The organism is Thalassospira sp., from assembly GCF_048059015.1.
Taxonomy (GTDB): domain Bacteria; phylum Pseudomonadota; class Alphaproteobacteria; order Rhodospirillales; family Thalassospiraceae; genus Thalassospira.
Map to the genome: position 1 here is coordinate 294,245 of NZ_JBLLNT010000002.1, position 12,028 is coordinate 306,272.

Genomic DNA, 12,028 nt, shown 5'->3' on the forward strand with positions numbered 1-12,028 from the left:
CTTCTGGTCTAGAATGGCTCCCATCAAATTGCACAAATCGATCTGGAAGGTTTTTTCATACCTTCTGATTGGGACGTTCCTTTGGCAAATGGGGGGAGAGATGAGATCAAAACTAGTAAGTATTTCCGTAAAGAATGTCGGATGTATTGGCAGCGAGACATTGACCGTTAAGCTGGACAATATTCTTTGCCTGGTTGGTGCAAACAACGCCGGAAAGACTACAATCCTGAGAGCCTACGAGCTGGCGCACACGCCGAGTTCATTCGATTATGCCAAGGATCGTTGCAATTGGGCTCCCGAAGGTGAAGCGTCGGAAATTCAACTTGATGTGCATATCCCTGAGGGTATGGGCAATGTTGACGAGAAATGGAAATTTGATGACGGCAACGGTCTGCGCATCGTACGAAGTCGCTGGATATGGCCTGCAGATCGTGAAGGCATTACGCGTGAGACTTGGGATCCAGAGGTCGAGGACTGGGCAAGTGATGGTAAGGCCGGCGGGGCCGACAATGTATTCAAGTCTCGTTTACCAAAGCCAATGCGTGTCGGTTCTCTAGATGACGCGATCAAAACGGAAGAAGTGCTCCTCACTTTGGCTTTGAGCCCCATCGTGACCGAGTTAAAGGCGTCCGCGAAGGACGAGAATTCGGATCTGTTTAAAGCAAGACTGGCACTTGCCGATACAGTGAATAAAGTGGCTGTACCGCACGAAGCACGGATAAATGAAATCTCAGAAAAAGTGATGGGGAGCTTGCAAGCTGTATTTCCTGATCTCGGGGTAAAGCTGCAAGTGGAAATGCCACCACCAGATTTGAAAATTGAGACCTTACTTAAACAGGGATCAGGAATAAGGATCGAGGAGGCAAGTGGAAAGTCTCAGCTTACCCAGCAAGGCACGGGAGCGCGCCGAGCACTTTTTTGGTCGATGCTACAGGTCCATAACGAGATGGAGCGTGACAAGGAGCGTCGTACCGCTGTTGAGAAGGCTTTGATCAGCGAAGAAAAGAAGAAAACAAGAGATGAGGCCAAAATAGAACAGTTAGCTGCGACACTTGCTGCCTTAGACGGTACCGGAGATTTTCCTGCCGACGCGGAAGACCCTGCATTGCCCGGCTATATATTGCTCATGGACGAGCCGGAAAATGCGTTGCATCCGATGGCGGCCCGTTTGGCTCAAACGCATCTCTATGCACTCGCCAATCATCCAGATTGGCAAGTGCTTATCACAACGCACTCGCCTTATTTCATCAACCCGTTGGAAGATCACACGACGATCGCAAGATTGGAGCGGTCTGTCGACGGAAAATCGATCTCGCCGCTTATCTATGTAGCAGACCAGGTGTCGTTCTCCCCTGATGAGAAAGAAAACCTGAAGGCACTGCAATTGACGGATGTCAGTTTGGCTGAAGTTTTTTTTGGCAGTTATCCTATCCTGGTGGAGGGAGATACCGAACAGGCTGCGTTCCTTGGCTCTGTTCAGAATGAAGACTCCAATTTGAAGCGGAGTGCCAGCATCATTCGAGCACGAGGCAAAGCGATACTGATACCGCTCATGAAGATCTTGCATCATTTCAAGACAGACTTTGGGATTGTTCATGATGTTGATTGGCCTTTCTCCAAGTCTGGCGAGAGCCACAACCCCATGTGGACAATTAACAACTCTATTCGCGAAGCTGTTATCGCGTGTCGTCAAGACGGTATCAATGTTCGACATCGTTGGAGTATTCCCGACTTTGAACGGTTTCTTGGTGGAGAGGAGCTTGGCAAAGACAAACCCTATGAAGCCTACAAGGCTGTGACATCTGACAAAGCAGTTGGCGAAATGGTTCTTGACCGAATGATTGAGTTATACGTTGAAGGCTCACCGGATCCAGATGGTTACGATTCGCAGAAACCACATCTTGACCAGTTGCTCGAGCAGTTGTCGGAGTGGGCAGCGCAACATGGGGAAGATGGGAATGTGAGATTAACGGGGAGTCCCCAAGCTCAATCAGCAGGGTGACACGATCAACAACTCTTCTAGTTTCTTGCAAACAAAATTGGTGACGACACAAGCCTTAGAGGCAATCTGATGACCGAAAATGATACGGAGAAAATGGGGGGCTTCATTGCCCGCGAGCATCATAAGCTCCGCTTTACCGAACTTTGTGAGACCTTCTTTGCACGGCTCGTTTTGATGAAATGCCCAGACCCTAAACTTGAGCGAACAATAACTGTTCAGCTATCTCTCTGCGATTTCTTTCGAAAGGTCAGCAAAGAAGCGTTGGTGTCTAGTCTCGCAGCTGAAACGATTAGGCATACGCATAAAATGTCAGAACTTGTCGGTGATGCTCTGTCAGCTCTGACTGGAGTTGAAATGAGCCCCACAGGAGAAGAGAAAACCCTTCTTGAGCATTACCAAGATCATATCGCAACTCGACTCAAATGGCTGGAAACAGGTAGCGAGGTTGATGAGCTTGCTCCGTGTGTAGAGCGTGTTTCATGTGCGGAAGTTGATGGACTGCAAGTCTTTGACATAGCGGTCTGCCCGAAAGTTCTATGTGAAGAGGTTTCCAAACGTATCCCTTTTGCTTTGGAGCTTTCTTCAAAACTCCTCATGCTCCTTGCGACAGCCCAGAATCGACCCGGAGATTCTGGGCCGCGTATAGATTTCAGAAAGCAGGTGGAGCTTCTCGTAAATCAATTAGACGAACGGTTTGATACGACGGGAGAAACGGAATTCACCCTGCTGTCTAATAGAATTCCCTTTAGGTGGGCGATCCAAGTTTTTGACAACATGGATTTAACAATGCTTGGAATTGGCACTTCGGGGTTAGAGGATAAAATTCTTCTACCATTGTTCCTAGAAGTGAACGGTTATCTTGATCTGATTGACCTTGATTTGGAGAGTGATCCCCGCGAGCGAAACGATGTTGTTGTTCGCTATTTTGTTCGGCGGCCAGCAAAACAAAATATCTTTGGTGCTGTGGATGCGGGACTTAGTCCCCAAACGAGATCTTTGCTGAATGAAACTGAGCTCGTTCTGTATCATCGTTTACATCAGCACGTACGTCAGGGATTAGTGTTTGGTGGGAAAGCCGAACTTGAGCAGTCGTTTGGTGCAATATGCTCAGGGCTTCTTCGAAGAGCCTCGTTTTGTATCGAAGAACCGAGTCTCATGAGAGAGCTAGCCGAAGTTTGGCTGGAGCAGCATAAAGACGAAAAAACTCTTCAGATTGAAGACAAGTTTTTTCTACCATTTATCTATGAGCGCCTGCGGAGTGAATTTGGCGCACGCGTCGTCAAAAAGCCGGAACGCTTCGGTGGAGAGGCAGACATACTGTTTGATGATTCAATCCCCATTGAACTGAAAGTACGTCGCGGACGCAAAAAACCAATAGATTTGGCCGATATTGAGAAAGCTTTCCCTCCAGGTGGGCAAGCTGCATCTTATGCCGCCATCTCGCGTTTGGGATTCGTCTTGGTTCTTGATCTCCCTGAGGAGGATGCATCGGTGGTAAGTTTGGAGAACTGCGTGACCACTCTTGAACGTCGATATCCCGAAGACGCTATGTATCCAACGTGTATCGTAGTGATTGTGTTTCGGTGTGTTGCACGAAGCCCGAGTAAATCACGTTAAAGAAGCCAACTGCTTAAATTGCGCGATCTCAAGGGATGCTGCAGAATGGCCGCGAGGACTCATGGCACCGACAGTCTTGGGATTATTCACGGGCCTTCCGCCTTTTCAATAACGTATGAAGCAGGCCAATTTCTTGGGCGTTCCTTTTCATTGTCTTTGAAGCGCTCGATGGCGGATATATGTATGAGGCTATCTGGTGGAATATGGCGGGGCTCCCCCCTAGGAAAATAAAACCGTTTCCACCAGATTTTTCGTTCATGCCATTCTTGGCGATGTGCGTTCTTGGGCAGAAATTCCAGAAGTCTCCAGCCGGTCGTGAGGGATGTGTGTAAAAGGCCATCAGCCGATGGTTTGGTGTATTGGCGCGCATTGACCCTTGGGTGGCCAAGTACGATATGGTTGACCATTTGTGTGCGAATTCTCAGGCCCCTGTTTCGTGCTTGCGCTAGCATCCATCGTAACGGGAACTTGGACAGCGCACTTTCTTCTTCGACAAAGCCGCCGCCGATATCTGAATGACAACCGTTGAACCAGACCTCGCGCAGGTCTTGCTTTGTGTGATTAGTGGCCTGTGAATATCGGTTCGGTTGGAACTTCTGACTGTTCGCCCAGTTTTTCAGGCGGAACATCCGGCGGTATTCATGAATAGCCACGGCATGGCGAACCACCTTGACTGCCGGATTTATCGAGGCGAATGGTAGTTCTTCAAGGTGGAACTTTGGAAAGATGCTGAGCCATACCGGAACGATGACTGAGGACACCGTATCCCAAACGCCAAGAAACTCGATCGGAACCTGAGCATAGGGACGCACGATCTCGCGAAACTCATGGGCGGTAGCATAATTACTATCCTCTTTGGCATTTTTGTAGGCTTTAAGCGCATAGCCTGCAAAATTAGCCTGATGTTGGCGTAACAAACCTACAAGATAGATCATGCCAGCCAATACGCGAACCGTATATGCGCCTCTGCTAAAGCCAAACAGATATATTCGGTCGCCCTCACGGTAGTTTTCTACCAGAAAGCGGTATGCTGCCAATACGTCGCGATCCAGACCTTTCCCGGTCGCCATTTCAAAAGTGGCATGGGCCTTTTGCCGCCACTTTCCCCAACTGTCTGGCATTGCAACAGTGCCAATTCCCGGTTGGTAAAAGACCAGCTGCTGTTCACTCTTTTCTGCGATCCGATAGAGCTTAAGCACATTGGAAAGCTGCTTGCCAATTTCGTTGGTGGTGCCATCGCAACAGACAACAAGATTCCTGCCTGGGCCGACGCTGGAGCGCGACATGCGCGTTTTGGATGGGGTATCTGTCATGGCCTAACCTGACGCTGTGGCGATTTTTCTGAAACGTGGGAGCTCCGATAGGATCTCGAACAGTTTCAAGTTGTTCCTATGTGTTAATTATGAAAGTATATTCTATCTTTGGTTGCAACTATTTATACTTCGGAATTCACATAAAACTTGCACTGAGCTGTGAAGATGCCGCACGACCTCTCGCAGAATTCTGACCACGAGATTCCCGAAGACCTAGAGTGGTTGTTGGGCGCATTCCGGTTGGTAGACTTGCATGACTCAGCGCATGCTGTGGGAGTACCTGCGCAAGATGTCGTACTAGCACGCCCTGGCCGTGAGTTGCGCGGACTTTGGCTTGATGTCGCATTAGAGCTCTTTAACTATTTAACCGTTTCAGATTTTGAATCGCCAGGGGCATTTATTCCGATAGATCCCTTCATTGATCAAATCCAGCAGCGCCATCCTGAACTCGGCGTGACGGATGTGCAGTATGTCGTAAGGGTCTTGGCACGACCGACAGAGGTGCATTTCCTCTCGGGGCGAGAGGAAGAAATCAATCCAAAATCATTCGTTACCAAAGATACCGCACTGTTGGAGCGTTCGAGGTCTGGCGGGCTCGTGAGGCTCAGTGCGCGAGGGCATCAAACTGTTCAGATCGCTAAGTCCGCCAAAGAATGGATTTATACTGGAGATCTTAGTGATGGTGTCGTCAAAGCGTTGAGGTTGGGCGATTTTGGTAAAATGATCGCCCTTTGCGGCCAGATGGTCCGTAGTATTAATCGTGAAGCTGAACAGCTGGTTGCAGCAACCGAGCAACCGGGTTTTGGGCAACTGCGGCGTTACTATCTTGAGAACCGAGGTGCCTATCAGGAAACCATAGAAGGAGCACTCAAGACGCTTCTTGAGGTGCGCGAACACCTTGCCACGACATCCTGCGCAGAACGATTTCAACAATATACCGAAAAATATGGCGAGGGTGCTGTGCTGTGGGACCAGATCCGTCGTGCACCGCGTGAACTGGCGCAGTCACTCGAGGGGTTCTTGAAGCGCTTTCTTGAATGTATTGACAGAATGCAAGACCGCGGCGCGGTTATTGCACGCCACGTTGACTTTTCAAGGCTGGCACTACGTTTTGCGTATGACCCTTTAAGCGAAGCAGAAATGATGGGCATGGTTGATTTGCTGATGCCGCAATTGCCGCGGACGGTTGCACCTCATCCGGTGGATTTTAGAAACTTTATCATCAGCCGGACAACCAAGACTGAATCCAACCGAGTTCTCCTACCGCCCGCAGACGAAAATCTCTCACTTAAAGAACTCAAGTGTATCGATGCTTATGCCAAGCGCTTCGAACAGCGACTTGCAGAAGGACCTCTGCCGTTATCCGAGATTATTATGAATGGTTGGGTTGAAGAGAGCTCGATACGCTTAGTTGAGGAGTTGATATCAGATTTTAGTGCTCCACCCTTCTTTCAAATTGGACAAGTTCGTGTAGCGGTAGCGCTTCATGATCAAGTGAAGTTGTCGCTCGTCGATGGTGATTTCAGAGGTAACGATATCGTTCTTGTAAAGTGCGAAGAGGTGCCGAGTGATCGATGATAACCTCGGGCATTTGCTGACATTTATGTTGCGTCACAGAGAGGCGCGTCTTGGCTCAGGAACACGGAAAAGCCACCCGGGGGAGCTGGATGTTGCAAAGGCGTTAGACGATCTGGACATTCAGCAATGGGATGTTCTTGGAAAACTCGCTGAGGCATTTGGGTTTAAACTTGAAATTGTTGAAGGTGGTCCGGGACGCCCGGAAATCGGCGAGCGTACATTCCTGTTCTTGCGCAACCCGCAATCAGGAATGCCGGAGTTTGGTGGGAGCCATAGCGCGCTGGAGGCGATGAAGCGTCAAAAGAACGAAACCCAACAGACGGCGAGGACGTGGTGGATATTCATTTGGTCGCATCACATGGCCCTACTTTATGATGGAAGATCTCTAACTGAGGTTTCCCGCTTTACCGGGGCGGATTTTAGAAGAGAGCATCTGGTTGGATTGGTTATGTCAGGCATTGACACTTTGTCGAGAATTGACGTCGCCCCGGACAAACGGGCGATCTTTGCACAAATACTCCTTGAGGTGGATCCGCATCGAGAAGTTCAGATCAGGGTCGACTCATTTTTAATGACCATGACGGAAGCGGGATTGCTAGAGCAAGTTGGTGATGATGTTTTTCGGCAAACTCTCCTTGCGGCTAAAGAAGCCGCACATTCTGTCGAAATCGGTTTGGGTGACTTGTTTGAAATCCCGCTAGAAGACCCAGTTGAAGGAACCCTGAACCTTGCGACAGTGCAGGATCCAAATGCCAATATTGTGGGCCAATCGGATTCCGAGGAGTTTGATTGATGGCTTTGATTGGTGCGTTTGAGACGTCAAATTTCCTGAATATCAAAAAGGCCGGGAAGCCATGGAGGCCAAGGTTTCGCGCAACGCGTTTTCGATTTGGAGGATTTAACACAGCCGTCCAGATGACAAACGGGAAAGGCAAGACCTCTATCGTGTCAAGTGTGCTGGGTATTCTCTCTTTGGACGCTCGTCTATGCAAACGCATGAAGGAACGGATGGCACCGGAAAGTGCGGGTGTCTGGAGCCATGTTCGTGTTGAATTCATTGAGGTGGATATTCATCAGCCGGTCTATATGCATCGCGCATTTGGAGAGGATTTACCGGGAAAAAGAGTCACATTTGGCGCGTGCGGGTATGCCAACGGAGACGTCATATACTACTACTACCCCCGTGATTTGGATGCGGTACCGATTTCTCGCCTGTTAGACGATGGGGCAGAAGAGCTATATGCAAATTCTGAAGTCGAGGCTGCGATAAAAGCTATCCCTGGCAGTAAATGGAATGTGCGCCCAAGGAAGGATCGCATTGAGTGGCGATCCCTAGTTTACGCTTATATGCCCAAAAATGTTCTCGAGCGAAACGTCAATCATATTTTGCGTGGAGCTGGCGATCATTCCGAGCCGTTATTTAAAACGGAAAGAGTTAAGGGCAGGGACTTTGGCACCAGCTTCTTCTGGCAAAATATAGCGCCCGAGCTCATGGCGGGTCCGCGCATTCGAGAAATCATCAATGGGGCAGACGGGGATTGGAGCCAAGAAAGCCCATACTTCGAAGATAACGTCAGTGCCTCGGGTAGAAAGCTCAGCCGTACAAAGCGACAGCAGCGGTTGCGCGAGACGGAACTAAAGGAGCAAGAGGCAACGCTCAAAGACTTACAGCCTCTGGCTGATATGGGGGACGCTCTACAAAAAGCGGAAAGACAGCTGAATGAACGTATGTCTGTTGTGGCGCAAACTGTAGTCTTGCTACGTGATCTCGTTGACGAAAATCCGCTGCCAGGTTTGTTGCGTTCACCAACAACGACTATTGAGAATGAACTGGTGCGAGAGGTACTCGCCAATGTCGTCTGGGTACCAGCCCTTGAGGGCTCAAATACCGAAGGTGCACCCGCCCTATGGGGAGCATATCTGTTTAAAAAGTTCGCCACCGATCCCGAATTTAATTATAGACGATTCCTAGAAAATGTGCTTGGCGTGAATTATGGGAAGAAGGCGCGGCAAGTTATTGAAAGTACACTGTACATTGGGGTCAACTCGGGAAAACCTGTCAAACATAGTGGCGGTAAAGAGCCGACATGGTTGGTTTTAGGTGATCTGCTCAAAGTGATAGAGCGACATGATAGCTGGAGCATTTCAAAAGCCGCACTGATCGAGGCGATCAATCATGCGTTTGATATTCTTTCCAGCCAGATGGACTCCAACCCTCTACGCAAACACAGATCTGAAATCGAAGCAGATGCACATCATCTGTCGGAAAAATCAATTCTGCTCGCGCAAGAGTTGGCAGACACCCAGCAGCGTCTCGATCGCCGAAAACTCGAACATAAAGAATCTGAGGATTTACGCCGGTCTTACAATGACATGGTTGAGCGAGGATTCTCTGCTGAAGAACTGTCTGCGCCGATCCGGACTGAAGAGAAAATCCTGAACGAAAATGATCGCCTGGACGCTGAAGTCGAAGATAAGGTCGGCAGAAAAGCAGAACTGTCCAAGTCTTTTGAGGCATTCCATCAGTTTGGAAGAAAACACGAAAAAGGTCTCTCTTGGTCTCCAATTGAACATGCGGATCAGATTCAAAAGAACTGTGATGCGGAGGGGAAAAGACTGGAGCAGTGCAAGCGCGATCTCAGCGAAAGCGAACAGTTGCTTAAGTCGAGCGAGGACAAATTAAATGCCTATAGGAAGCAGATCGACCAGCTTCATACTGAGTTGAAGAGGCTTGAAACTTTTGCGTCAGAAGACAGCGAATACACAGCTCTGTTTGGCGACCTTGAGCCCAATGACTCGTTTGAAGATCAACTACTTGACGCTTCGTTCAAGAGTAACAAAGCACTAGATGACGCACGGCGAAACCATCATGACCTTTCTGGTCTTAAACAATCGAGTTCGCTCTTTGAGATAGAATGCCCAGAGGCAGAGCCAGATACCTGGTTGGAATGGGCCCGTAACCAACGTGGCCAGTTGATCGTCGATATCGGTCACGAACAGGAAACTCAGACCACTTTACATCTCCAACTCAGAAGCCTCGAACACGCATGTGTGTCCCCATCTGGCGACGTTTTACGTGCGTTCTCGCTTCTAACTGAGGATCAAAGCTACAAATCGGTGAGCGATGTGATCCTTGAATGTATCTCCAGTGACACGGAACGCAAAAAGCTCGCGAGCCAATTCGGGGCGTTCCTTGCTGTTCCCGTTTTCAAGAATCCTAAAGATGCATTGGCTATGCGCCAGGCATTGGATAGAGAAGATTTGCAGGTTCCTGTTTTTCTTGAGGAAGGCCTCAAAGACTTTCTGAACAGGGAAACAAACGGGATATCCTGGGAAGGCGGTGTCTCGTCAGGTTTGATGTTGGGAGAGTATAACGATGTGATCGCAGCGCTCGTTGAACCGGAAGCACTTGAGCGTCGGAAAAAGCAATTGCGTGCAGACATTAAGTCAAGTGAAGCAAGGCTTGAGCATACTAGAGAAGAGCTTGAGCGCATAGGTGAGCAAAGCTCATTATCTTTGTCAGCAGTTGCTTTATCAGGTTTTAAAAACGCCGGTGGTGATCAAGCGATGGCCTCACTTGAGAGTTCCATCGTCGGTTTGGAAGAGGCGTCCGCTCTGGCAAAGCAGCGGATCACAAGACGAGCATTTACACTTATCTCCAATCGACGGGAATTCCTCAAAGCGGGCGGAGCTGAAAACCTGACGATCTTGAAGAGAGATTACCTATCACTTACGAATCAGATTGAAGAGTTAGAAGCCCAGCGTGAGCACCTGGGTGAAACCGTCGAACACAGGTCTGTCCAAAAGACTGCCGCTGAAGAGAAACTGTTAGGATTCACCTCACAGTTGGCAATGATTGAAGTTCTGAAAGAATGGCAGCGTTTACTTGATCAAGGGGAATTTGAGTGGCTCAAGCATGCTGAGGCTGAAATTGCAGCGCAAAAGGCGATTCTAAAGGAAAACCGAGATCGGTTGCGTGGCATTAATTTCGAAAAAGCCCAGAAATATGTAGATTGTCAACAGGACATTGAAAACATCAAGGACGAGCTTGAGGCAACGCAGGCAAAACACGAAGAACTGAGTGGTGCAGTTTCTCAGGCAAAAGGAGATGTAAACCTCCTGCGGGCAAAGATTGAGCGCGCGCTAGTTTTGGAAGGGCGGCTCGATCAGCTGGTGTCCGCAATCTGCTACCGTTATGTGGACGCCTATGGCTTCGTGCAGAATTTCAAGGACAAAGAAGGTGCATCAGATGGGAGGCTGGCACAGGACCCCTTGTTCCAGAGGTTCGAATTCATAAGAAGATACCTTGTTGATAAAGATAGATATTTTATCGAAGAAGAGGGCTTTATTGAGCATGTCAGCATGATTTGCGACGAGCTTGGAACTAAACGAAGTGAGGCCGAGCGTTTGGCTAGAGACGCGTTAAAGGCCGTGGAATCGGCACGTAAGGCTTTCATGACGGAAAAGGAAAAGCTCTCCAACACTGGTGAAGCAGATGACGATATCAAAGGTCCTATTTTTAGACGTATCGCACGCGCCGAACCATCTGATGTAAGGACTCTGGTTGACGAGATAAAGGGGAAAATCGATGATCAAAGGGAGCTTCTCGAAGCAATCCAGCGGGACGTCAAAAAGAATAAAGACAGCTTGATGAAGGTGTGGAAAACGCTTCTTGATGACGGCGTAAATGTACATCTTGGATATCTCAAAGAAGTCCTCGCAAAAACGCCAGATGCAACGTTCAAGATCGAGATTGAAACCGCTGCTCCCGAGCTATGGGAGAGTATTCTTGAGCAGGTTCTTGAAGAGATTGAGATAACCGAAGAGCGGGAAGCTAATACCAAGAGCGAACCAACTTCCGCGGAATTGACACGTAACAGAGCTCAAGCACGTGATCGAATTGCAAAAATCATTTATCCGCGGCTGTTTCCAGAAGCAAAAATTGCGGTGCAACACAACTCGATTGGGGGAAGGCCCTTTCCTTTTGACCGGGAGGGTGTGAGTGAAGGTCAATATGCGGCGTTGGAATTGTTGTGGACTGTAAAGCTCGCTGAATTTGCCTTTAAGAGAGACGCGTTAGAAAAGGGCTCGGCGCTAGGGCTGTCACCGATTTTAAGAAGGAAAGCTGAAAATGCGGCGCAGGGCATTTTGATAATTGATGGTCTGTTCTCCAATTTGTCAGATGAAAGCTTAATTGATCTGTCTCTCGGAGGTAGTCTGGAACTCCAAAGTAACCTTCAGATTATCGGCTTTATTCACCCTCCTCACTACCGGAACAATTTCGACATTTTCCCTCGTTTTATCGTTGGTAAGCCGGCAGGTGGCATCGGCGAGGACGGTGAGCACGTATGGACGAATGTCGATATTGAGCTCGGAAACGGGGCCAAATTGAAAATCAGGCCAGGGGAAGTGGTGATGGCAAATATGCAGGGCCAACGAAGACAGAAAGACGCTACGCAAAACAGGAATCAGGTTATCGACGACCTTTTCGATGATCAATCGGCAACGCATTAAACTC

6 protein-coding genes are annotated in these 12,028 nt (G+C 48.9%); 5 read left to right on the forward strand and 1 reads right to left on the reverse strand.

Annotation, left to right across the window (positions count from 1 at the left end; genetic code table 11):
• The first annotated feature begins 160 nt into the window (after positions 1 to 160).
• Both ACMZ66_RS02055 and ACMZ66_RS02060 read left to right on the forward strand, forming a co-directional pair.
• A complete protein-coding gene (locus ACMZ66_RS02055; RefSeq protein ID WP_416933946.1) occupies positions 161 to 2,002 on the forward strand; it encodes an ATP-dependent nuclease in 1,842 nt (613 codons plus the stop codon).
• Positions 2,003 to 2,071: 69 nt separating this feature from the next.
• Positions 2,072 to 3,619 (forward strand): hypothetical protein, encoded by a 1,548-nt coding sequence (locus tag ACMZ66_RS02060; protein WP_063086220.1) that lies wholly within the window; start codon positions 2,072 to 2,074, stop codon positions 3,617 to 3,619.
• A gap of 86 nt (positions 3,620 to 3,705) precedes the next feature.
• Here ACMZ66_RS02060 and ACMZ66_RS02065 read toward each other — a convergent pair whose 3' ends face one another.
• Positions 3,706 to 4,932 carry a DUF2235 domain-containing protein gene (locus ACMZ66_RS02065; protein ID WP_083952713.1) on the reverse strand — a complete coding sequence of 409 codons (1,227 nt, stop codon included), beginning with the start codon at positions 4,930 to 4,932 and terminating at the stop codon, positions 3,706 to 3,708.
• Positions 4,933 to 5,097: 165 nt separating this feature from the next.
• Between ACMZ66_RS02065 and ACMZ66_RS02070 the strand changes: the two genes are divergently transcribed.
• From ACMZ66_RS02070 to ACMZ66_RS02080, 3 genes are read left to right on the forward strand one after another with little or no spacing between them, the layout of a single operon-like run.
• Positions 5,098 to 6,510, forward strand: coding sequence for a hypothetical protein (locus ACMZ66_RS02070; protein ID WP_063086219.1), 1,413 nt, complete (start codon positions 5,098 to 5,100; stop codon positions 6,508 to 6,510).
• Positions 6,500 to 7,303, forward strand: a complete 804-nt coding sequence (locus ACMZ66_RS02075) for a hypothetical protein (protein ID WP_063086218.1) — start codon at positions 6,500 to 6,502, stop codon at positions 7,301 to 7,303. Before ACMZ66_RS02070 ends, ACMZ66_RS02075 begins: the two co-directional genes overlap by 11 nt.
• Positions 7,303 to 12,024, forward strand: coding sequence for a hypothetical protein (locus ACMZ66_RS02080; protein WP_416933949.1), 4,722 nt, complete (start codon positions 7,303 to 7,305; stop codon positions 12,022 to 12,024). Before ACMZ66_RS02075 ends, ACMZ66_RS02080 begins: the two co-directional genes overlap by 1 nt.
• Positions 12,025 to 12,028 lie beyond the last annotated feature (4 nt).